This window comes from Phenylobacterium sp. J426 (genome assembly GCF_024699945.1).
In the GTDB taxonomy this organism is placed as follows: Bacteria; Pseudomonadota; Alphaproteobacteria; order Caulobacterales; family Caulobacteraceae; genus Phenylobacterium.
Map to the genome: position 1 here is coordinate 635,352 of NZ_JAJOMY010000001.1, position 20,889 is coordinate 656,240.

Below are 20,889 nucleotides of genomic sequence, written 5' to 3' on the forward strand. Positions count from 1 at the left end.
GGCTGTTAGGCCAGCCGTTGGGAGCACCTGAGATGTCGAACCATATCCTGTCCGAAAGCTCGGGCGGCGTGCTCACGCTGACCATGAACCGGCCCGAGAAGAAGAACGCGCTGACGCGGGCGATGTACCAGGCGCTGGCCGACGGCATCGACGCCGCCGACGCCGATCCGGACATCCGCTGCATCATCATCCAGGCCAACGGCGACATGTTCACCGCCGGCAACGACCTGGCCGATTTCGCCGCGGTGAACCGGGGCGATCCGGACGCGAACGCCGCGCGCGAAGACGGCAACCCGCTGCTGAACGCCCTGGAGCGGGCGAAGACCCCGATCGTGGCCGCCCTGAACGGCCGCGCCGTCGGAGTCGGCGTGACCATGCTGCTGCACTGCGACCTCGTCTATGTGGCCGAGGATGCCCTGCTGACGACGCCCTTCGTCAACCTGGCGCTGGTGCCTGAGGCGGCCTCCTCAATGCTGCTGCCGGCGCGGATCGGGCATGCGCGGGCCTTCGCCATGTTCGTGCTGGGCGAGGCGGTCGACGCCCGCAAGGCCGAGGCCTGGGGACTCGCCAACGCGGTCGTCCCTGCAGGCGATCTCCGGCCCCGCGCCCGAGCCGCGGCCGAGGCGGTGGCCTCGCGGGCCGCCAGTTCGGTCGCGGCGACCAAGGCGCTGATGCGCCGGCCGGCCGAGACCGTCCGCGAGCGCTACAAGGAAGAAGGCCGGTTGTTCGCGGCCCAGCTCAAGACCGCCGACGCCGCCGAGGCCTTCGCCGCCTTCGCCGAGAAGCGGCCGCCGGATTTCTCCAAGGCGCGATCGAAGACGCCGGCATGAGCCGGGTGACGATCCGCGTCGCCACCGTCGCCGACGCCCCGCTGATCCTGTCCTTCATCAAGGAGCTGGCCGAGTACGAGCGGCTGCTCCACGAGGTGGAGGCCACCGAGGCCGACATCCGCCGCGACCTGTTCGGCGAGAACCCGCGGGCCTTCTGCGACATCGCCGAGGCCGACGGCCGCCCGGTGGGCTTCGCGCTGTGGTTCTACAACTACTCGACCTTCCGCGGCCGCGCGGGAATCTACCTCGAAGATCTGTTCGTGCGGCCGGAGGCCCGCGGGCTGGGGGCCGGCAAGGCGCTGCTGCGAAGGTTGGCCCAGCGGTGCGTCGACGCGGACCTCGGCCGGCTGGAGTGGGCGGTGCTGAACTGGAACGCGCCGTCGATCGCCTTCTATGACAGCCTGGGCGCAGGTGCGATGACCGAGTGGACCGTGCGCCGCCTCGACGGCGAGGCGCTCACCAGCCTGGCCGGGAGTTAGAGCGCCGCCAGCACGTCGCGCGCGAAGGCGGCCTCGTCGAACCGCTTGCCGGCGGGATCGAAACCGCGGCGGACGATGATCACCCCCCCTGGACGGTACGATGAACACGTACTGCCCGCGGTTTCCGTTCATGGCGTAGGTCCCGGCCGGCAGCCCCTGCGCCTCGCCGTAGAGCCAGAAAGAGGCGCCGTAGCCGATATCGCGATCCAGCGGCTGGGCGGGGGCCGGCGTGGCCACGAACCTCGACCAGCCCTCCGGCAGCAGGCGTTCGCCGTTCCAGACGCCGTCGTTGATGTAGAGCAGGCCCAGCCGCGCCAGGTCGCGGGCCGTCGTCCAGACCTGGCTCGAGAGGATGTAGTTCCCCTGCCAGTCGGTCTCGGGCGTGGTCCGAGTCATGCCGATCTTCCAGAGGAGCTCGGTAAACGGGAAGGCCAGCGCCGCCTCGCCGTCGCCCAGCGCCGCGCGGACGCCCCGGGCGGCCAGTAGGGTGTCGTTGTTGGCGTAGCGGAAGCGGCTGCCGGGCGCGGCTTCCAGCGGCATGGCGGCGGCCGTCTGGGTGACGAGGGCCCCGCCGACATAGACCTCGTCGGTGCGGTTGCCGGGGCCGTCTGTCCAGAGGCCCGAACCCATGTGCAGCAGCTGGGCGAGCGTGATCTGGCGCCGAGGATCGCCGGCGGGCCACTCCGGGATGTCGGCCGGGTCGCCCACCTTCACATGGCCGAGCTGGACGGCGCGGCCGACGATGGTGGCGGTCAGGCTCTTGGCGGCCGACCAGGTGCGCTGGGGCGTGTGCGGGGCGAAGTCGGTGCGGTACCGCTCGGCGACGATCCTGCCGTCCTTCAGCACGACGACGGCGGTGGTCTTGGTCCCGGCGCCATAGGTCGTGGGATCGAAGGCGCCCGCGACCACCGACTGGAGCTTCGCGGTCGGGCGCGGACGGATGCCCGCTTCACCCTGAGGCCAGGCGCGAGCGTCGGTCTCGGGTCTGGCGCGGTCGAAGCGCGGCAGCTTGGCTGCCAGCGCCTCGGGCGCGCCGATGGGCAGCTGGCCGCAGCCCAGGTTCGACCGCCAGGCGGCGATGCGCGGGGGTAGCTTGTCGTCGAACCTGACGCTGACTCGCTTCGCTGCGCGGTCGATCTCAGCCGGCAGTTCACGGACCAACTGCTGATAGTCGGGGTAGATGCCCTCCAGGTCGTCCTGAGCCACCTGCTCGGGCGTCATGCCGGCGTTGAACAGGTTGGAGCACAGGAAGGCTGCCTTGTAGCCGGCGGCCAGCGCCCGGACGTGGGGGTCCGGCGCGGGGGCTGCGGTCTGGGCCGCTGCGGCGAATGGAGCCGTGGCGACCGCGGCGGCGATGAGCAGGTGACGCACGTGAGTCTTCCCCCAGCCTGAAGACCGCCAGCCTTACCGTCATCCCGGCGGCTGCGCGAAAAAAGTTTGAGCGGCGGCGAGGGCCGTGTCGGATGCGTCCGACGACTGCGCGTCCTTCAGGGCGAGTCATGCGAAACGGAGTCCTCGCCATGAAATACATGCTGCTGATCTACGATCCGGCCGACGGTTACGACGGCCCGGACGGAGCCGCCCTGCTGGACCAGGTCGTCGCCGGGCATATGGCGCTCGCAGATGAGTTGCGGCGCACGGGCGTCATGCTGAACGGCGCCGGGCTGCAGGGCCCCGAGACCGCAACCACCATCCTGCGCGGTGGCGACGGCCGGGTCGCAGTCCTGGACGGCCCCTTCGCCGAAACCAAGGAGGTGCTGGGCGGCTACTATGTGGTGGAGGTCGCCGACCTCGAGGCGGCCCACGCCATCGCCCAGCGGATCCCGGGTGCGCCGGGCACGAAGGTCGAGGTCCGGCCCCTGATGCCGCACGACTGAGGCTCGCGGACCATGGCCGTGACCGTCCGAGGCGGCCACGGCTTTTCCTTGCGGGAGTGGACTTCCGCAACGTCGGTCCGTACCCAAGGAGCCATGGACGCCGAGCTCCGCGTATCGACCGCACCGTTCCGGAATCCGCGCTACGCGCCGCGCCGCCTCGAGGTCGAGGCGCGCCCGGGCGGCGAATACGTCCTGACGAACCCGACGCCTTACGCCACCCAGCATCAGACCACGGTCTCGGCGCTGGAGTTCTGGGCCGACGCCACGCCGGATCGCGTGTGGCTGGCCGAGCGTTCGGGGGGCGGCTGGCGGACCGTCACCTTCGCGGAGGCGCGCCAGCGGATCGCCGCCCTGGCCGGCGGCCTGCGGGACCTGGGCGTGGTTGGCGAGCGGCCGCTGCTGATCCTGGCGCGGAACGGCGTCGATCATGCCCTGATCAAGTATGCGGCCATGAGCCAGGGGATGCCGGCGGCACCGGTGTCGCCCCAGTACGGGCTGCCGGGCGCGAACCTGATGCGGCTGGAGCACGCCTGCCAGGTGCTGAGGCCGGCCGCGGTCTATACCGAGGACGCGGCGCTGTTCGCCGACGGGCTGGGCGCCGAGGCGCTGGCGGCGCTGCCCGTAATCGCCGGGCGGAACACCGGGCCTGGCCACGTCCCGCTGGAGCGGCTCTATCGCGAGCCGGCGGCGGACTTCACCGCCCGGCCGGACGACCACGCCAAGTACCTGCTGACCTCCGGTTCGACGGGCCTGCCCAAGGCGGTGATCTGCGCGCACCGTGAGATCAGCCTGAACTCGGCCCAGATCACCGCCTGCTTCGACGATCCCGACCCGCCGGTGCTGCTGCACTCGGCGCCCTGGAGCCACAGCCTGGGCGCGAACGCGATCCTGCACTACTGCCTGCACCGCGGCGGGACGCTGTACATCGACGCCGGCCAGCCGACGGCGGCGAAGTTCGCCGAGACCCTCCGCAACCTGCGCGAGGTGCAGCCCACCTACCAGAATATGGTGCCGGCCGGCTGGATGCTGCTGGTGGACGAGCTGGAGCGGGACGAGGCCCTGGCCCGCAACTTCTTCTCGAAGCTTCGGCTGATGCAGTACGGCGGCGCGGCCCTGGGGCAGCCGACCGCGGACCGCATCCAGGCGGTGGCGGTGCGCACCGTCGGCGAGCGGATCAGCTTCTCGTCGGGCTATGGCGCGACCGAGACCGGCCCCACGGCGTGTAACGTCCACTGGACCAACGGCCGGATGGGCATGATCGGCGCGCCCCTGCCCGGGACGTCGGTCCGCCTGGTTCCCGAGGCCGGCAAGCTCGACTTCCGGGTCAAGGGGCCGCAGGTCACGAAAGGCTATCTCGGACGCCCTGAGCTGTCGGCCGCAGCCTTCGACGAGGAGGGCTTCTACCGCCTGGGCGACGCCGCGCGGTTCGTCGATCCGGCCGACCCCAAGGCGGGCATGATCTTCGACGGCCGCCTGTCCGAGAACTTCAAGCTGGCGAGCGGCACGTTCGTCACCGTCGGCGACCTGCGAATCAAGGCGATCGGGGCCATCGGCGGCGCCGTGACCGACGCCGTCGTCTGCGGCGAGGGCGAGGAGGCGGTCGGCCTGCTGCTCTATCCGAACCCCACGATGCCCCGGGCGGAGATCGAGACGGCGGTGCGCGACGGCCTTTCCCGCTATAACGCCGGCGCCTCGGGCGGAAACAAGGTGGCGCGCGCCCTGGTGCTGGGCGGGCCGCCCGACCCGAATTCCGGCGAAATCACCGACAAGGGCTACATCGCCCAGAGCCTGGCGCGCGCCAGGCACGCCGCCGCGGCCGAGCGGCTCTATGCCGACCCAATTTCCCCCGAAGTGATGGTGTTCTGACGACATGAACGGCGCCGACGCCCTGATCTCCACCCTGGTGGCCAACGAGGTCACCGCCTGTTTCGCCAATCCCGGCACCAGCGAGATGCAGTTCGTGGCGGCGCTGGACGGAGTGCCGGCGATGCGGCCGGTGCTGTGCCTGTTCGAGGGTGTCGCGACAGGGGCGGCGGACGGATATGGCCGTATCGCCGACAAGCCGGCGTGCACCCTGCTGCACCTGGGGCCCGGGTACGGCAATGGCGTGGCCAACCTGCACAATGCGCGGCGGGCCTACACGCCGATCGTCAATGTGGTGGGCGACCACGCCACCTATCACCGCCAGTACGACGCGCCCCTGAACTCGGACATCGCGACCCTGGTGAAGCCGAATTCGATCTGGGTGAAGTCGGCCGACAGCGCGGCGGAGGTGGCGTCGCTGACCGCTGAAGCCGTGGCGGCGAGCTACGGCCCGCCCGGCGGGCCCGTGAGCCTGATCCTGCCGGCCGACTCGGCCTGGCGGGGAGGCCGAGGGCGAGCCGGTGATCGCCCAGAAGGTGACGCGTCCGGCGCCGTCGGGGTCGGCAGTCGACGCGGCCGCCAAGGCCATCAAGGCGGCCAAGAAGCCGGTCGTCCTGCTCGGCGGGCAGGCCTGCCGTGAAGACGCGCTCAAGGAAGCTGCCCGCCTCGAGGCGGCGGGGGTCACGGTCTATTCCGACACCTTCGTGTCGCGGCAGCGGCGGGGCGCCGGCGTCTTCCTGCCGAAGAAGATGCAGTACTTCGGGGAGATGGCGCTGGCCGAGCTGGAGGGCGTGGACCTGATGGTGTTCGTCGGCACCACCACGCCGGTCGCCTTCTTCGCCTATCCGGACCGGCCAAGCGTGCTGCTGCCGGAAGGCTGCGAGACGCTGACGCTCGCCGAGCGCGGGGAGGACGCGGTCGCGGGGCTTTCGGCTCTGGCCCAAGCGCTGAAGGCGCCGAAGGAAGGTCCTGCGCAGTCGCTGACGATCGCGGAGGCGGCGCCCAGCGGCGGGCTCAACGCCTATTATGCAGGGGCTTCGATCGCCCGACACCTGCCCGAGAACGCCATCCTCTGCGACGACGCGGTGACCTCGGGCACGGGCGTGGCGGCGGGAACCGCCACCGCCCGGCCGCATGACGTGCTGGCGCTGACGGGCGGGGCCATCGGCATCGGCCTGCCCATGGCCATCGGGGCCGCGGTGGCGGCGCCCGACCGCAAGGTCGTCTCGCTGAATGGCGATGGGGCGGCGATGTATACCGTGCAGGCGCTGTGGACGATGGCCCGCGAGCAGCTGGACATCGCCGTCGTCGTCTTCGCCAACCACACCTATCGGATCCTCAACGTCGAGATGACCCGCACCGGCGCCGGCCAGGCGGGACCTCAGGCGGCCCGGCTGCTGGACCTGGGCGACCCGCGGATCGACTGGGTTTCGGTGGCCAACGGCCTGGGCGTGCCGGCCGTCCGCTGCGAGACGGCCGAGGACTTCGACAAGGCCTTCGCCGACGCCATGGCCAACAAGGGCCCACGCTTCATCGAAGCCGCGATCTAAGTCCCCGCCTCTCCCGCAAAGAAAAAGGCCCGCGGATCGCTCCGCGGGCCTTCTCATGTCAGCCGTGCCGAGAGCCTAGGTGTTGCCCTTCAGCTTGCAGTTGCCGGCGAAGGCGCAACCCAGGGCGTTCACCGCCTGGACCTTCGGGGCCGACTGGTACTCGATCACATAGCCCTTGAGGCCGTCGGCGCAGGCGACTTCCACGAAGGTGGTGCCCTTTTCCGACTTGCCGATCACCCGCGAGTCCGAGACGTCGCAGGAGTTGAAGTTGAACTTCTTCAGGTCGGCCGTGAGGTTCGAGTAGCCGGCGTCCTTCGACAGGCTGCACTTGTAGCCGGCGATCGGCGCGCGGCCGCAGTCGAGCACCTGGCTACCGGTGCCGCCGGCCTTGAACATGCCGATCGCGCCCTTGCCGTCCTTGCAGACCATCTCGACGATCTCCTCGCCCGGACGGGGCGGGAACAGGGCGTAGCGGTCGACTTCGCAATTCGAACCCGCGCCCTTGGCGAGACGCGTGTAGAGGGCGGCCTGCTCGGTCGCGGCCTGGCGGGCGTCGGTCAGGGTGCAGCCGCCCAGCAGGTGGCTGGCCTTGGCGCACTCGTAGGTCTCGGAGAGCTTGCCGTTCGCGACCTTGTAGATGTAGCCCTTGCCGTCCTGGCACGAGGCTTCGAAGTACTGCGAGTTGTCCTTGGCGGCGCCGAGGAACCGGCGGTCCTTCACTTGGCAGCCGTTGTTGGCGGACTGGGCGAGCGTGTCGACGACCGCGAGGCGCTTGGCCCGGTCGGTCAGCGTGCACTTAATGTTGGTCTCGGCGTCATCGTAGAGCAGGCAGTTCTGCGCCTGCACCGGCTTGGAGCCGTCGAACGGCGCGCTGGCCGAGACGATGTAGCCGTCGCCGGCCTGACAGGCGACTTCGATGTAGGTGGCGGTCTTCGTCTGACCGATGCCGCGCGCCTGCTCCGGCAGGCACTGGACGCCAGCCTGCTGGATCAGCGGAGTCAGAACGGCCTTGGGATCGGCGTTGCCCGGCAGCAGGCAGGGCGCCGAGGGCTTCTGGTCCGGACCGGGCGGGGTGTTCGCCTCGATGCAGGTGAAGACGGTGGGCGCGGCGCCGGCCGACGACTGGAGCACATAGCCCATCGTGCCGGTCGCGCACGCGACTTCGTAGTAGCCGGTCTTGGTCTTCTTATCTTCGCCGATCTTGCGGGCGTCGGAGACCTGGCAGGGCAAGCCTGCGGCCTGCACGAGCGCCGGGGCCTCGGCCATGCCGCTCTTGCGGGCTGCGGCCGGAATGTCGGCGTCCTTCTTGCCTTGCGACACGGCCGCGGCGGGGACGAGAACCAGCGCCGCCAGCGCCGCCGCGAGCCCGATAGCCTTGGGCGTCTTCACCTTGTGCTTCTCCTGGGATTCCTGGGGTGTCTTGTGGGGATGTTCTTTGGGCGTGTTCTTGGTTGGGCGCACATAAGCGCCGCATAACCCTCGGGGTCAAGTTGCCCGCCGAGCACGGCGCAAGTGTGACGGTTTGCGAGCCGCAGCGCGGCTCAACTCCGGCGTTTCCAGGGCGTTACGGGCGACCGGCGTTACGGCGCAGGCGCCTTCAGGCGCGGCGCACGGTGAGGCGGACGCCCTGGATTCCCGTGACTTCGACACGCGCTCCGGCCTCGGCGACGCCCTCCCCTTCGAGTTCGGCCGGCCACTCCTTGCCGTCGATCAACACCCGGCCGTCGCGGCCGCCGAGCGGCCGGACGACCGAGCCCGCACGGCCGACCAGCCGGTCGATGTTGTCGTTGATGTCGCCGGCCGCGGCGCCTTCAGCCACGGAGCGCGGCAGGTACCGGCGGGCCAGCAGGGTCGAGGCGATGGTCAGGAGGGCGAACACCAGGATCGACATGGCGAACGAAAGATCGCCAAGACCGGTGGCGATGGCCACCGCGCCCGCCGACGCCGAGGCCCAGAGCAGCCAGCCCGAGCCGGTCATGATCTCGATGGCGATCAAGGCGGCGGCCAGCGCCACCCAAATCCAGAAGGGCTGGGCCGCGTAGAGATCGGCGAGCGTCTGCATCACCTCAGGCTCCGGTGGGCGGCACGGCCGCGCCGCGGCCGCGCGGCGCCGCCTGCCGCGGCGGCGGATCGGCGTTGATCGCCTTCACCAGCTCGCCGATGCCGCCGACGGAGCCGACCAGGGCGCTCATTTCGGCGGGAACGATCACGGTCTTCTGCTGCGGGCTGCTGGCCAGCTGGGCGAAGGCTTCGACATAGCGCTGGGCGACGAAGTAGTTGATGGCGTTGACGTCGCCGCGGGCGATGGCGTTGGAGACCATCTCGGTCGCCTTGGCCTCGGCCTCGGCCTCGCGCTCGCGGGCCTCGGCGTCACGGAAGGCGGCTTCCCGGCGCCCCTCGGCCTCGAGGATGGCCGCCTGCTTGGCGCCCTCGGCGCGCGCGATCGCGGCGGACTTCTCGCCGTCGGCCTCGGTGATCACCGCCCGGCGCTCCCGCTCGGCCTTCATTTGCCGGGCCATCGCCGCGGTGATGTCCGGCGGCGGCTGCAGGTCCTTGATCTCGATGCGCGCGGCCTTGACGCCCCACGGGCCGGTCGCCTCGTCGATGACGTTCAGCAGGCGGGTGTTGATGGCGTCGCGCTGGCTCAGCACCTCGTCGAGCTCCATCGAACCCACGACCGTCCGCAGGTTGGTCATGGCCAGCTGCTGGATGGCGTAATTCAGATTGTCGACCCGGTAGGCTGCGGCGGCGGCGTCCATCACCTGTATGAAGACGATGCCGTCGACCTGGACCGCGGCGTTGTCCTTGGTGATCACCTCCTGGCGCGGCACGTCCAGGACCTGTTCCATCATGTTCACGCGCCGGCCCACGCCCTCGACGAAGGGCGTCAGGAAGCTGATGCCGGGCTTCAGCGTGCGTGTGTAGCGGCCAAAGCGCTCCACCGTGTACTCGCGGCCCTGCGGGACGATCTTGATGGCGCCGAAGGCCACCACCACCGCCAGAAACAGAAAGACGCCTGCGACTGCGAGTTCCATGGCTCCCACACCCTCCCTAGGTTCGGCCGAAGCTTAACCAGGGGTGGCGCAGGACGCTACGGAAACCGGGCGTGGCAGGCGTCGGAGCCTCAGCTCTTGCACGAGCGGCGGATCGAGGAGACCGCTGCGTGGTAGCCGTTGTCCTTGGCGATCTTGACCGCGTCGTCGCAGCGGCCGGCCATGATGGCCTCGTTGATCTGGACCTCGACGCTCTGGCGGTTGTCCTTGTCATCATCGCGGACGCTCTTGCGGACATAGCTGGCCATGCCGTCCTGCCGGGGCCCGAACTGCTTGTCGGCGAGCGTCTCGCGCTTGGTGGCGTCGCATAGCGCCGGATCCTTGGCCGTGCAGCCCTTCGGCTGGGCGGCGGCGGCCAGCGGGAGCGCCAGGGGCGCGGCCATAGCGGCCGCGACGATCGCGATGGTGAAACCGCGCATTCTCGAACTCTCCTCTGACAACATGTTATCCCAGATTCAGCGCCGTCATCGTGGTTTGACCACGGGTGGCGGACCGACGCCACGCTCGCGCCTAGATCGCACGTCTGTTAGCGCATGCCCATGACACGTTTCGCCACGATGCTGCTCGCCCTGCTCGCCGCTGGGACGATCGCCCAGGCCCAGACCGCGAAGCCCGCGCCCAAGGCGCCGACCCCGAAGGCAGCACCCGCCAAGCCCGCGCCGAAGGCGACCCCATCGCGGCCCGCCGCGGCCGGGGACTACGACGCCACCAACCCGCAGACCCTCGCCGACCTGCTGAAGGCGGAGGGCGCCGCCGCCGCCGCGCCGAGGCGTGAGGACGACAGCGTCTTCATCTCGGTGACCTCCACGGCCGCGAACTTCTCGCTGCAGTTCGCCGGCTGCAACGCCAACGGCCGCGCCTGCCAGGGGATGCTGTTCGATGCGCTGCTCGACGTCGGCCGCCCGACGCTGACCCAGATCAACGGCTTCAACCAGACCTCGGTGGTCTGCCGGATCTACCAGGACAAGCAGGCCAAGCCGCACGTGACCTACGCCGCCCTGCTGATGAAGTCCGACACACCGGACAGCGGCCGGACTCACCTGGCCGCCTGGCGCGGATGCCTGGCAGAGGGCGCCAGCTTCGTCCGCGATCCGAACGCCTATCTGGCGACGGCGCCGTAAGGCAGCGCCCCCTTAGGCCGGCGCCATCGCACGCCGGCGCAGGGTCGCGACCCGGTCGATGGCGGCCTCGGCCTCGGCGACGATGCTGGCGACGATCTCGCCCGCCGGACGGACATCGTGCACGCCGCCGGCCGACTGGCCCATGGCGAAGCACGAACGATCGGCGTCGAGGCCTTCGGTCTGGCCGCCGATCCCGCCCATAACGCCGGTCTGGTGGGAGTGGATCGCCTGCATCGGGAAGGGCTGGATGTCGCTGGGCCGGCTCTCCCAGTCCTCCACGTAGGGGTTCTTCTTCACCCGCATCGGCTTGCCCGAGTAGCAGCGGGTGCGGACCGTGTCCTCATCGGTCGCCTCGACGATGGTGTCACGGTACATCTGGCCGGCGTGGGCCTCGGCGGAGGCGATGAAGCGGGTGCCCATCCAGACGCCCACGGCGCCCAGGCTGAGCGCCGCCGCCAGGCCGCGCCCGTCGTAGAGGCCGCCGGCCGCCACCACCGGGATGCGCACCGCCTCGACCGCCTGGGCGACGAGCGGCATGGTGCCGACCAGCCCCGTATGGCCGCCGCCTTCGCCGCCCTGGCAGATCACCGCGTCGCAACCGGCGGCCTCGGCCTTCACGGCGTGCTTCACGGCCCCGCAGACCACCATCACCTTGAGGCCGGCGGCCTTCAGCTTCTGCATGATCGGCATCGGCACGCCGAGGCCGGCGATGAAGCTGGAGGCGCCTTCCTCGATGATCACGTCGACGGCGGCGGTGAGGCTTTCCGGACTGGCGGCCAGGAGGTCGACGCCGAACGGCTTGTCGGTGAGCTTGCGCACCTGGCGCATCTGCTCGCGGATAAACTCGGGGCCCTTCCCGGCCATGCCCAGGACGCCGTAGCCGCCGGCGTTGGACACCGCGGCGGCGAGTTCGGCGTAGGAGACCCCGCCCATGCCGGCCAGCATGACGGGATGCCGGATCCCCAGCAGATCGCAGAGTTCCGTATGCAGGGTCATCGCCGTCCTCCCGTCACGCTTGGCGGGAGCATGGCGCCACAGGTTATCGTTGAAAACTGTGACGCCGGGTCAGGTGGGGGCGGGAATCTACGGAGCGTTGGTCGGCTGTCCGACCTAGGCCGCCGTCCAGCCGCCGTCGGCCGTCAGCGCCGCGCCGGTCGTGGACCCGCCGAGGTCGGACACGAGGTACAGCAGCATGCCGGCCAGGTGCTCGTAGGCGACGAAGGTCTTGTTCGGCTGGGCGGCCAGGATGACGTCCTCCACCACCCGCTCCACCGCGATGCCCCGGGCCTTGGCCTGGTCGGCGATCTGGGCGTCGACGAGCGGCGTCTTCACATAGCCGGGGCAGATGGCGTTCACGGTCACGCCGCTGCGCGCGAGCTCCAGCGCACAGGACTTGGTGAAGCCGACGATGCCGTGCTTGGCCGCGACGTAGGCCGACTTGAACGGCGAGGCCACGAGGCCGTGCGCCGAGGCCACATTGACGATCCGGCCGCGGCCGGCCGCCTTCATGATGGGGATGGCGGCCTTCGTCGCGTGGAAGGCCGAGGTCAGGTTGATGGCGATGATCTGGTCCCACCGCTCGTCCGGGAAGTCCTCCACCGGCGCCACGTGCTGGACGCCGGCGTTGTTGACGAGGATATCCAGCCGGCCGAAGGCGCCATGGGCGAAAGCGACGAGGTCGCGGATCTGCTCGGGCCGGGTCATGTCGGCGCCGTGGTACATGGCCTTCACGCCGGTCTGCGCCTCGATCCGGGCGCGGTCGGCCTCGATCTGGGCCGCGTCGCCGAAGCCGTTCAGCACCACGTTGACGCCCTGGCCGGCGAGCGCCTCGGCCAGCGCCTGGCCGATGCCGCTGGATGAGCCGGTGACGACGGCGACCTGGCCTTCCAGATGGTAGTCGACGGCCATGATCAATCTTCCTTGGCTTTGGTCTGCGACGGCGGCGGAGGCTGGGACCGCGCGAAGGTGAATTCCTCGTCCGTGGAGAGCTCGCCGACAAAGCGGTAGCCGGCCGCGTCGAAACCCTTCAGGTCGGCCGCACGGTCGATCCGGTTGTCGATGGCGTAGCGGGCCATCAGCCCGCGCGCCTTCTTGGCGTAGAAGGAGATGATCCGGCGCTCGCCGTCCTTCTCCTCGTAGAAGCGGCACGAGACCACCGGCAGCTTCAGAGCCGCACGATCGACGGCGCCGAAGTACTCCTGGCTGGCGCAGTTGATGAGCGTCTTGTCCTTGTGGCCCGCGGCGGCCGCGTTCAGCGCCGCGCTCACCCGGTCGCCCCAGAAGTCGTAGAGACTATGGCCGCGCCTGGTCTTGATGCGCACGCCCATCTCCAGCCGGTAGGGCTGGATCGCGTCGAGCGGCCGGAGCACGCCGTAGAGGCCCGACAGGATGCGGACATGGTTCTGGGCCCAGGCCAGGCTCTTCTTGTCCAGCTCGCGAGCCCTCAGGCCGGCATAGACGTCGCCGTTGAAGGCGAACGCCGCCTGGAGCCCGTCCTCGGACGCCGGATCGAAGGCCTGGAAGCGTTCGCGGTTCAGCTTGGCCAGGCTGTCGGACAACGACATCATCCGCTTCAGCTCGGGCGCGGTGAGCTTCTTCGTGACCTTGGCCAGCTCGGCGGTCTGGTCCGTGAGCTCGGGCGTCGTCAGCGGCGCGGAGACGTGCGGCGCCGTGAAGTCGAGCGCCTTGGCCGGTGAGAGGACGATCAGCATTTCGGCCCTCTTAAGCGTGGCCGCCGCTCACGCCAAGGGAGCTAGAACAGAACTCTGGGATTCAGGATGCGGTGCGGGTCCAGCGCCTGTCGGATCGCCTTGAGCGCCTGAAGTTCGACCGGCGACTTGTAGCGCGCCGCTTCCGTGGTCTTCATCGCGCCCAGACCGTGCTCGGCGCTGATCGAGCCGCCCAGCTTCATCACCAGGTCGTGGACGATCCGGGAGCCCTCGCCGCGCCGCGCGGCGTGGGCCTCGTTGGAGCCCCCGTCGGGCCGCAACACGTCGTAGTGGATGTTGCCGTCGCCCACGTGCCCGAAGGCGGCGATGCGGCAGCCCGGCGCGAAGGCGCGCATGGCGGCGTCGGCCTCGCGCAGGAAGGCCGGGACCGCGCTGACCGGGACGGCGACGTCGTGCTTCCACGTGGCGCCCTCCGGCTTCTGGGCCGGCGACTGGTTCTCGCGGATCGCCCAAAGGGCCTTGGCCTGGGCTTCGGTCTGCGCGACGACGGCGTCGGCGATGAGGCCGGCCTCCAGGCCGTCCTCCAGGAAGCGCTGCATGGCGCGCTCGGCCGAACCGTCCTCGGCGGTGGCGAACTCGGCGAGCACATACCAGGGATGCGGTGTCGGCAGCGGGTCCCGCGTCCCCGCGATGTTCTTCACCGCGAAGTCGATGCCGATGCGGGCGATGAGCTCGAAGGCCTCGACCGCGCCGCCCGACGCGTCCTTCGCACGCGCCAGCAGCGCGATGGCAGCCTCGGGAGACGGAACGCCCAGGAACGCCACCGCCCGACTGGGCAGCTGCGGGTAGAGCTTGAGCCCCGCGGCGGTGACGACGCCGAGGGTGCCTTCGGCGCCGATCAGCAACTGCTTCAGGTCGTAGCCGGTGTTGTCCTTCCGCAGATGCTTCAGCCCGTTCCAGACTTCGCCGTTGGGCAGCACCGCCTCCAGGCCCAGCACCAGGTTCCGCGTCACGCCGTAGCGGACGACCTGCGTTCCCCCGGCGTTGGTGGAGACGAAACCGCCGACCGTGGCCGAGCCCTCCGAGGCCAGCCCCAGCGGGAACTTGCGCCGGACCGCGGCCGCCGCGGCGTGGATCTCCGACAACGTGACGCCGGCCTCGGCGGTAATGACGTCGTCCAGAGGCGAGACCTCGCGGATCGCCCGCAGCCGCTCGGTGGACAGCAACACCTCGCCCTGCGGGATCTGGCCGCCGACCAGGCCCGTGTTGCCGCCCTGGATAGTGATCGGCTGACGCGCCTCGGCGCAGATCCCGACCACGGCGGCGACCTGCGCGGTCGTCCTCGGCAGGGCCAGGAAGGTCGTCTGCCCGACCCATCGGTCACGCCATTCCACCAGCTTCGGCGCGATCCGCTCCGCGGCCTCGCTCCAGCCGCCCTCGCCCAGCACGGCCTTGAGGCGGGAGATGACGTCGGCAGGCACAGGCGCGGTCATGGAGGGCAGTCTATCACCCAACGAAGCCGGCGGCGCGCTTCAGGCGGTCGTTGATCGCCTCGCCCAGGCCCTCCTGAGGGATCGGGGCCACGGCGATGCCGGTCGCGCCCGAGCGGTCGGCCGCCCGCAGGTGGGCGAAGAGATTGGCGGCGGCCTCGGCAAGGTCGCGGGCTTCGCTCAGCTGGAAGACCAGGTCGTGCCGGGCGGGCCCGAACGCCAGATAGGCCTCGCCGCGCCCGGGCGTGCTCACATCGAGGCGGACCGGCAGGTCCGGGGCATAATGGCGGGCCAGCCGGCCCGGCGAACGTCTGGCGTCGGCTTCCGCCTCGGCGAGCGGTCCGACGAGCGCCTCGATCTGGGCGCGCGTGATCGCTCCCGGGCGCAGCAGGCGGGCCTCGTCCAGCAGCGCCACGACGGTGGACTCCAGCCCGACCTGGCAAGGTCCGCCGTCAAGCGCGGCCGCCGTACGGGCGCCGGTTTCCTCCACGGCCGCCTCGAAGGTTGTCGGGCTGGGGCGGCCGGATCGGTTGGCCGAGGGCGCGACAACCGGTCCGCCGAACGCCTCCAGCAGGGCCCGGGCGACCGGGTGGGCCGGCGCGCGGACGGCGACGGTGTCCAGTCCGGCGCGTGCGAGCTCGCAGACGGCATCGGCGTCCGCGACCGGAAGCACCAGCGTCAGCGGCCCGGGCCAGAACGCGGCCGCCAGCTTCTCGGCCCGGTCGTCGAACCTGGCGATCCGCCGAGCAGCCTCGAGGTCGGCGACATGAGCGATCAGCGGATTGAAGCTGGGCCGGTCCTTGGCGGCGAAAACCGCCGCCACCGCGCGTGGGTTCGCTGCATCCGCCGCCAGGCCATAGACGGTCTCGGTCGGCATCAGCACGAGCCCGCCGGCCTTTAGGGCGTCGGCCGCGGAGATGAGGTCGCTGGGGTCCACGTGCGGCGGTTACACGAGGGTTGACCCTTGCGGCAACTTTCCGAGGCGTCGGCGGGCGTCTAGAACGCGCGCCATGACCTTCCGCGCTCCCGTCCGTGACCTCGCCTTCGCCCTCAAGACCGTCGGCCATCCCGAGCTGGTCAAGCGCGCCTTCCCCGACCTCGACGAGGACACCGTCCAGGCGGTGCTGGAGGCGGCGGGCGCCTTCGCCGACAATGAGCTCGCGCCGCTGAACCGGGTGGGCGACCAGAAGGGCGCGACCTACGCCAACGGATCGGTGACGGCGGCGCCCGGCTTCGCGGCCGCCTACAAGGCGTTCGCGGAGCAGGGCTGGAACTCGCTCGCCGCCGAGCCCGAGTTCGGCGGCCAGGGCCTGCCTAAGGCGATGGAGCTGGCGGTCTTCGAGATGACCCATGCGGCCAACATGGCGTTCGGCCTCTGCCCCATGCTGACGCAGGCCGCCATCGAGGCCCTGACGCTGCACGGCACGGAGCGGCAGAAGACTCTGGTGCTGCCCAAGCTGGTGTCCGGCGAGTGGACCGGCGCCATGGTGCTGACGGAGCCGCAGGCCGGGTCCGACCTCGGCGCCCCTGACCGCTCGCGCCGAGCCGGACGGCGAAGGCGGCTATCGCCTCCATGGCCAGAAGATTTTCATCACCTGGGGCGACCACGACGCCACGGACAACATCATCCATCTGGTGCTCGCCCGCACCCCGGACGCGCCGCCCGGCGTGAAGGGCATCAGCCTGTTCCTCACCTCCAAGTTCGAGCTGAAGGACGACGGCTCGTTGGGTCCGCGCAACGACTTCCGGCCAGGCTCCATCGAGCACAAGCTGGGCATCCATGGCTCGCCCACCTGCGTGATGCTGTACGAGGGGGCGAAGGCGGAGCTGGTGGGGCAGCAGGGCCAGGGCCTGGCGCACATGTTCGTCATGATGAACGCCGCCCGCCTGCAGGTCGGCGTCGAGGGCGTGGGAATCGCCGAGCGGGCCTTCCAGCAGGCGCTGGCTTATGCCCAGGACCGCAGGCAGGGCCGCGCCGTCTGGTCGGACGAGCAGCCGGCGCCGATCTGGGGCCATCCTGACGTGCGACGGATGCTGACCCTGTCGAAGGCCAAGATCGAGGCCGCTCGCGGCATCTGCCTGACCACCGGCGTGCTCGCCGACCTGGCGCGCCTGGCCGACACGGAGGAGGAACGCGCCGCCGCGAAAGCCCGACAGGAGCTGCTCACCCCCATCGCCAAGGCCTGGTCGACCGATGTCGGAGTGGAGGTGGCGTCCCTGGGCGTGCAGGTGCACGGCGGCATGGGGTTCATCGAGGAGACCGGTGCCGCGCAGCATTACCGCGACGCCCGCATCGCACCGATCTACGAAGGCACCAACGGCATCCAGGCCGCCGATCTCGTCGGCCGAAAGGTGCGCTCGAACGGTGGAGAGACCATGCGGGCGCTATGCGCCGAGATGGCGCTGACCGCCCAGGTGCTGTCCGAGGGCGCCGGGTCTCGCGCCCGTCGGCCGTCGGCTGGCGCAGGGCGTGGCGGCTCTGGAACAGGCCACCGACTGGCTTCTCTCGGCCGGCAATCCGCAGGCGCTCGCGGCCTCGGTCCCGTACCTCAAGCTGGCCGGCGACGTGATCGGCGGCTGGATCCTGGGCCGCCAGGCGCTGGCGGCTGACGCCGCGCCCAACGCCGGGGCCGATCCGTGGCTGCGGAGCAAGGGCGCGCTGGCGAGGCTCTACGCCGCGCAGGTGCTGAGCGGCGCGCCCGGACTGGCCGAGGGCCTGGCCGAAGGCTGGGACGAGCTGGAGCAGGTCGCCGCCGAGGCGCTCGTCGGCTAACGCGTTCGAAATACGCTGTTTTTCTAAGCTTTACCTTTCATGTATAGGCTGCGCCCCGGGGAGACTGCGGGCGCATGTCGAAATCACGAATGGACCACCTGGCCGCCATGGGCTCGGCGGCCGGCGCTTTCAGCGCATATCAGCTCACGGTCGGGGCCCTGCTGTTCCCGATCTGGGCCCACGTCGTGTTCAACGCGTTGGGCGCTCTGGCCATTCTGCTGCTGGGCCACCCCCTGCTCGCCGCCATCGCCTTCGCGACATCCTGCGCGATCGATACGGTGCAGCAGTTGCTCCTCAGGCGCTGGATCGCCCGGAGCGACAGGGTCGACGAGAGCCGCGCGTTCCGCAAGCTGATCCTGCTGTGCGCCACCCGGATCACGATCTACATCGTCCCCACCGCCCTCATGGTCAGCCGCGGCGGTGAACCCGAACTCGCCTATTTCGCCACCCAGTCCTGCCTGATCGTCGCCCTCTCCCTCGCCACCGGGCCGCTCAGCAAGGGCATCTTCTGGAGCTTCCTGGGTCCTCTCCTCGTGGTGGGGATAGTACTGGCCCTGAGCCTGCTCTCGCCGGCTCATGCCGCGGGCGTGCTTCTGGGCTTCGGCATCCTGCTGGCGATCCTCGTCATGGTGTCCGAGAACACGATCCGGACGATCGGCACATGGCACGGCGCCTTCAACACCAACCTGGCCCTCGTGGCGGATCTCGAGCAGGCGCGCGATCAGGCGATCGCCGAGCGCGCCGCTGCCGACCTGGCCCGCGAGGAAGCTCGCCGGGCGAACCGTGCGAAGTCCAACTTCCTGGCCACGATGAGCCACGAGATCCGTACGCCGATGAACGGCGTGCTCGGCATGGCGCAGTTGCTGAAGCGCGACGAGGTCGACTCCGTCCAGCGTGAACGCCTGGAGACGCTGATCGACAGCGGCGAGTACCTGCTGCAGATCCTCAACGACATCCTGGACGTCTCGAAGATCGACGCCGGCAAGCTCGAAATCTTCGCGCGGCCGGAAGACCTCCGGCTGATGCTGGACCGCCTGATCGGCTTCTGGGGGGCGCGCGCCGACGAGAAGGGCGTGGCGCTGAACCTGGAGATGGCTGACGATGCGCCCGCCTTCGTGCTCGCCGATGCGCTCCGCCTGCGACAGATCCTCTTCAACCTCGTGGGCAATGCGCTGAAGTTCACGGAGAGCGGGTCGGTCGCCGTGGCGGTCTCGGCGCGGCCGATGGCCGACGGCCGGATGCTGACCTGCTTCTCGGTGCGCGACACCGGGCCCGGAATCGCCCCCGCCTACCTGCCGACCCTGTTCGACCGCTTCTCGCAAGGCGAGGAGGCGGAGGCCCGCAAGTTCGGCGGCACCGGCCTCGGCCTCGCGATCGTCAAACAGCTCACCGAACTGATGGACGGGCGGGTCTGGGCGGAGAGCGAGGTGGGGCGTGGATCCACCTTCCACGTCGAAATCCCGCTGGCGCTGGCTGGCAGCCATCGCACCCAGGCCCAGCCCGCGGAGGTTCCCCTGACGGCTCCCGCGGCGGCGCCAAGCATCGCGGGCGGCGTGGGCGGCCTGACGGTGCTGGCGGTGGACGATAACGCCGTGAATCTGCTGGTGCTGGACCAGCTGCTGAACGCCTTCGACGCCATGGTGATGAAGGCGGCGAGCGGGCCCGAGGCGCTGGAGCTCCTGGCGACCCAGCCGTTCGACCTTGTTCTGATGGACATCCAGATGCCCGGCATGACCGGCGTCGAGGTGCTGCAGCGGCTGCGCGCAGCCGCGGGGCCAAACCGGGCCGCGCCGGTGATCGCGCTGACGGCCGACGTCACCTCGGGCGGGCGCGAGCGTTACCTGGCGCTGGGCTTCGACGAGCATACCTCGAAGCCCATCCAGATCGGCGAGCTGATGGCCTCGATCGCCCGGGCCCTCGAGCCTCGGCCGGCGGCCGGCGCGGCGGACGTGGCCTAGGCTGCCGCCAGCTCGGGCAGGTCGTGCAGGGCCGGATCTAGCCCCTTGCCCATCAGGTCGATGAAATTGTCGCGGTAGAAGCGCCGGCGGGCGGCGTCCGACACGCCTTCGAGGCTCTCGTTGAACCGCTTCAGCGGATTGCGGCCGCCCTCCACGTGCGGGAAGTCGGAGGAGAAGAGCACCATCTCCTCGCCGGCGTTCTCCATGATCCAGCGGACGTCCTCGTGCGGATAGGGCGTGACGCGGAGCTGGCGACGCAGGATCTCGGACGGCCTGGCCGAGAGCTTCTGCAGCCGCTCCTCCCGGCCGAAGGCGGCGCAGCCGGAATCGAGGAATCGCATGAGGCTGGGCAGCCACGAGGCACCGAGCTCGATGGCGCCGAATTTCAGGCGCGGGAAGCGGTCGAAGACGCCATCGATCACCAGCACCGACAGCGTCTGCCAAATGCTGAGCGGGATGGCCATGAAGGTCAGCGAGGTGAAATTCTCGTCGCCGCCGTGGAAGTCCTTCACCCGCGGCAGGCCGTTCTCCAGGTAGTCGGCGTGCATCTTCTCCTCGCCGCCGACGTGGAAGAGGATCGGCAGGGCGGCCTCTTCCGCCAGCGCCCACAGCGGGTCGAGCTCGAGGTGGCTCGGCGAAAAGCCCGGCGGGTGACGCGACGGGACCACGAGCCCCTTGGCGCCCATGTCGATCGCCTCGCGCGCGATCAGCGGCGCGCGCGCGCGGTCGACCAGCGGGACATAGCCGGTGGCCAGCAGGCGGCGGTCGACCGAGCAGAACTCGGTCATCATCCGGTTGTGGGCCCGGGCGGCCTCGAGGGCGAGGTCGACCTCGCCCATCTGCTCCAGCCCCCAATTCGAGAGGCAGGCGGTCGTGAAGACGAGCTGCGAGGCGAAGCCCAGGTGGTCGAGCGTGGCCGGTCGGTCCTGCGCCCGGAAGGCGCCCAGGGCTTCGTAGTTCTTGCGCAGCAGGATGTTGGCCTCGGCGCCGGCGCGGAACTCGGCGTCCTCCTGCTGGGCCGCAGCCTTCGCGAACCATTCCGGCAGGACGTCCTTCTTGCCGGTCTTCTCGATGAAGGCGTCCCGCACCTTGGGATCCAGGTAACGATGGATGGTGCCCGGCAGCTCCATGATGTGGCTGTCGGCGTCATGGACGGTCTGGCCTTGAACGTAAGGCATCGTCATCCTCCCGCTTATGCGTTCTGTCGTTGTGAGCCATCCCGAACC

General features: G+C 70.2%; 18 protein-coding genes and 2 pseudogenes. 9 read left to right on the forward strand and 11 right to left on the reverse strand.

Annotation, left to right across the window (positions count from 1 at the left end; all coding sequences use genetic code 11):
* Positions 1–32 precede the first annotated feature (32 nt).
* Complete coding sequence (locus LRS10_RS03345; protein ID WP_257836005.1) at positions 33–830, forward strand: enoyl-CoA hydratase-related protein; 798 nt, start codon at positions 33–35, stop codon at positions 828–830.
* Positions 827–1,309: a GNAT family N-acetyltransferase gene (locus LRS10_RS03350; protein WP_257839075.1), complete on the forward strand. Its 483-nt coding sequence runs from the start codon at positions 827–829 to the stop codon at positions 1,307–1,309. Before LRS10_RS03345 ends, LRS10_RS03350 begins: the two co-directional genes overlap by 4 nt.
* 147 nt (positions 1,310–1,456) lie before the next feature.
* Here the strand turns inward: LRS10_RS03350 and LRS10_RS03355 are convergent.
* Positions 1,457–2,530 (reverse strand): annotated as a pseudogene (locus tag LRS10_RS03355) (serine hydrolase domain-containing protein); the annotation flags it as partial.
* A gap of 299 nt (positions 2,531–2,829) precedes the next feature.
* On the opposite strand from LRS10_RS03355, the gene LRS10_RS03360 reads away from it, so the two are divergent.
* The 4 genes from LRS10_RS03360 to LRS10_RS03375 all read left to right on the forward strand — a co-directional run bounded on the left by LRS10_RS03360 (position 2,830) and on the right by LRS10_RS03375 (position 6,599).
* Complete coding sequence (locus LRS10_RS03360; protein ID WP_257836006.1) at positions 2,830–3,186, forward strand: YciI family protein; 357 nt, start codon at positions 2,830–2,832, stop codon at positions 3,184–3,186.
* A 93-nt stretch (positions 3,187–3,279) separates the two neighbouring features.
* Positions 3,280–5,052 carry a feruloyl-CoA synthase gene (locus LRS10_RS03365; protein WP_257836007.1) on the forward strand — a complete coding sequence of 591 codons (1,773 nt, stop codon included), beginning with the start codon at positions 3,280–3,282 and terminating at the stop codon, positions 5,050–5,052.
* A gap of 4 nt (positions 5,053–5,056) precedes the next feature.
* Positions 5,057–5,689 carry a thiamine pyrophosphate-binding protein gene (locus LRS10_RS03370; protein WP_257836008.1) on the forward strand — a complete coding sequence of 211 codons (633 nt, stop codon included), beginning with the start codon at positions 5,057–5,059 and terminating at the stop codon, positions 5,687–5,689.
* The gene (locus tag LRS10_RS03375; protein WP_257836009.1) at positions 5,571–6,599 is read left to right on the forward strand and encodes an acetolactate synthase large subunit; all 1,029 of its coding nucleotides are present in this window, start codon (positions 5,571–5,573) and stop codon (positions 6,597–6,599) included. The genes LRS10_RS03370 and LRS10_RS03375 overlap by 119 nt, the downstream gene beginning before the upstream one ends.
* Positions 6,600–6,674: 75 nt before the next feature.
* Here the strand turns inward: LRS10_RS03375 and LRS10_RS03380 are convergent, their stop codons facing one another.
* The 4 genes from LRS10_RS03380 to LRS10_RS03395 all read right to left on the reverse strand — a co-directional run bounded on the left by LRS10_RS03380 (position 6,675) and on the right by LRS10_RS03395 (position 10,071).
* Entirely contained in the window at positions 6,675–7,988 is a 1,314-nt protein-coding gene (locus LRS10_RS03380; RefSeq protein ID WP_257836010.1) for a hypothetical protein, read from the reverse strand.
* A 208-nt stretch (positions 7,989–8,196) separates the two neighbouring features.
* A complete protein-coding gene (locus LRS10_RS03385) occupies positions 8,197–8,661 on the reverse strand; it encodes an NfeD family protein (RefSeq protein WP_257836011.1) in 465 nt (154 codons plus the stop codon).
* A gap of 4 nt (positions 8,662–8,665) precedes the next feature.
* Positions 8,666–9,634, reverse strand: coding sequence for an SPFH domain-containing protein (locus tag LRS10_RS03390; RefSeq protein ID WP_257836012.1), 969 nt, complete (start codon positions 9,632–9,634; stop codon positions 8,666–8,668).
* An 89-nt stretch (positions 9,635–9,723) separates the two neighbouring features.
* Entirely contained in the window at positions 9,724–10,071 is a 348-nt protein-coding gene (locus LRS10_RS03395; RefSeq protein ID WP_257836013.1) for a hypothetical protein, read from the reverse strand.
* A gap of 120 nt (positions 10,072–10,191) precedes the next feature.
* On the opposite strand from LRS10_RS03395, the gene LRS10_RS03400 reads away from it, so the two are divergent.
* The gene (locus LRS10_RS03400; RefSeq protein ID WP_257836014.1) at positions 10,192–10,773 is read left to right on the forward strand and encodes a hypothetical protein; all 582 of its coding nucleotides are present in this window, start codon (positions 10,192–10,194) and stop codon (positions 10,771–10,773) included.
* A 12-nt stretch (positions 10,774–10,785) separates the two neighbouring features.
* On the opposite strand, the gene LRS10_RS03405 is transcribed toward LRS10_RS03400, so the two are convergent.
* The 5 genes from LRS10_RS03405 to LRS10_RS03425 form a co-directional block, all read right to left on the reverse strand.
* The gene (locus tag LRS10_RS03405; RefSeq protein WP_257836015.1) at positions 10,786–11,769 is read right to left on the reverse strand and encodes a nitronate monooxygenase family protein; all 984 of its coding nucleotides are present in this window, start codon (positions 11,767–11,769) and stop codon (positions 10,786–10,788) included.
* A gap of 114 nt (positions 11,770–11,883) precedes the next feature.
* Positions 11,884–12,681 (reverse strand): 3-hydroxybutyrate dehydrogenase, encoded by a 798-nt coding sequence (locus LRS10_RS03410; protein ID WP_257836016.1) that lies wholly within the window; start codon positions 12,679–12,681, stop codon positions 11,884–11,886.
* Between the two features lie 2 nt (positions 12,682–12,683).
* On the reverse strand, positions 12,684–13,484 hold the full coding sequence (yaaA, locus tag LRS10_RS03415) for a peroxide stress protein YaaA (protein WP_257836017.1): 801 nt from the start codon (positions 13,482–13,484) through the stop codon (positions 12,684–12,686).
* Positions 13,485–13,525: 41 nt separating this feature from the next.
* Positions 13,526–14,935, reverse strand: coding sequence for an FAD-binding oxidoreductase (locus LRS10_RS03420; protein WP_257836018.1), 1,410 nt, complete (start codon positions 14,933–14,935; stop codon positions 13,526–13,528).
* Positions 14,936–14,948: 13 nt separating this feature from the next.
* Positions 14,949–15,869 (reverse strand): L-threonylcarbamoyladenylate synthase, encoded by a 921-nt coding sequence (locus LRS10_RS03425; RefSeq protein WP_257836019.1) that lies wholly within the window; start codon positions 15,867–15,869, stop codon positions 14,949–14,951.
* A 73-nt stretch (positions 15,870–15,942) separates the two neighbouring features.
* Here LRS10_RS03425 and LRS10_RS03430 point away from each other — a divergent pair.
* Together LRS10_RS03430 and LRS10_RS03435 are read left to right on the forward strand one after the other, a co-directional pair.
* Positions 15,943–17,705: pseudogene (locus LRS10_RS03430) on the forward strand (acyl-CoA dehydrogenase).
* A gap of 74 nt (positions 17,706–17,779) precedes the next feature.
* Positions 17,780–19,663 carry an ATP-binding protein gene (locus LRS10_RS03435; protein WP_257836020.1) on the forward strand — a complete coding sequence of 628 codons (1,884 nt, stop codon included), beginning with the start codon at positions 17,780–17,782 and terminating at the stop codon, positions 19,661–19,663.
* Here the strand turns inward: LRS10_RS03435 and LRS10_RS03440 are convergent.
* Positions 19,660–20,847 (reverse strand): amidohydrolase family protein, encoded by a 1,188-nt coding sequence (locus LRS10_RS03440; RefSeq protein WP_257836021.1) that lies wholly within the window; start codon positions 20,845–20,847, stop codon positions 19,660–19,662. The two genes, LRS10_RS03435 and LRS10_RS03440, sit on opposite strands and share 4 nt — an antisense overlap.
* Positions 20,848–20,889 lie beyond the last annotated feature (42 nt).

Excerpts from the sequence above, each read along its gene's own strand:
- LRS10_RS03345 (WP_257836005.1), top strand. The coding sequence starts at position 33 with ATGTCGAACCATATCCTGTCCGAAAGCTCGGGCGGCGTGCTCACGCTG.
- LRS10_RS03350 (WP_257839075.1), top strand. The coding sequence starts at position 827 with ATGAGCCGGGTGACGATCCGCGTCGCCACCGTCGCCGACGCCCCGCTG.
- LRS10_RS03360 (WP_257836006.1), top strand. The coding sequence starts at position 2,830 with ATGAAATACATGCTGCTGATCTACGATCCGGCCGACGGTTACGACGGC.
- LRS10_RS03365 (WP_257836007.1), top strand. The coding sequence starts at position 3,280 with ATGGACGCCGAGCTCCGCGTATCGACCGCACCGTTCCGGAATCCGCGC.
- LRS10_RS03370 (WP_257836008.1), top strand. The coding sequence starts at position 5,057 with ATGAACGGCGCCGACGCCCTGATCTCCACCCTGGTGGCCAACGAGGTC.
- LRS10_RS03385 (WP_257836011.1), bottom strand. The coding sequence starts at position 8,661 with ATGCAGACGCTCGCCGATCTCTACGCGGCCCAGCCCTTCTGGATTTGG.
- LRS10_RS03390 (WP_257836012.1), bottom strand. The coding sequence starts at position 9,634 with ATGGAACTCGCAGTCGCAGGCGTCTTTCTGTTTCTGGCGGTGGTGGTG.
- LRS10_RS03395 (WP_257836013.1), bottom strand. The coding sequence starts at position 10,071 with ATGCGCGGTTTCACCATCGCGATCGTCGCGGCCGCTATGGCCGCGCCC.
- LRS10_RS03400 (WP_257836014.1), top strand. The coding sequence starts at position 10,192 with ATGACACGTTTCGCCACGATGCTGCTCGCCCTGCTCGCCGCTGGGACG.
- LRS10_RS03405 (WP_257836015.1), bottom strand. The coding sequence starts at position 11,769 with ATGACCCTGCATACGGAACTCTGCGATCTGCTGGGGATCCGGCATCCC.
- LRS10_RS03410 (WP_257836016.1), bottom strand. The coding sequence starts at position 12,681 with ATGGCCGTCGACTACCATCTGGAAGGCCAGGTCGCCGTCGTCACCGGC.
- yaaA (WP_257836017.1), bottom strand. The coding sequence starts at position 13,484 with ATGCTGATCGTCCTCTCACCGGCCAAGGCGCTCGACTTCACGGCGCCG.
- LRS10_RS03420 (WP_257836018.1), bottom strand. The coding sequence starts at position 14,935 with ATGACCGCGCCTGTGCCTGCCGACGTCATCTCCCGCCTCAAGGCCGTG.
- LRS10_RS03435 (WP_257836020.1), top strand. The coding sequence starts at position 17,780 with ATGTCGAAATCACGAATGGACCACCTGGCCGCCATGGGCTCGGCGGCC.
- LRS10_RS03440 (WP_257836021.1), bottom strand. The coding sequence starts at position 20,847 with ATGACGATGCCTTACGTTCAAGGCCAGACCGTCCATGACGCCGACAGC.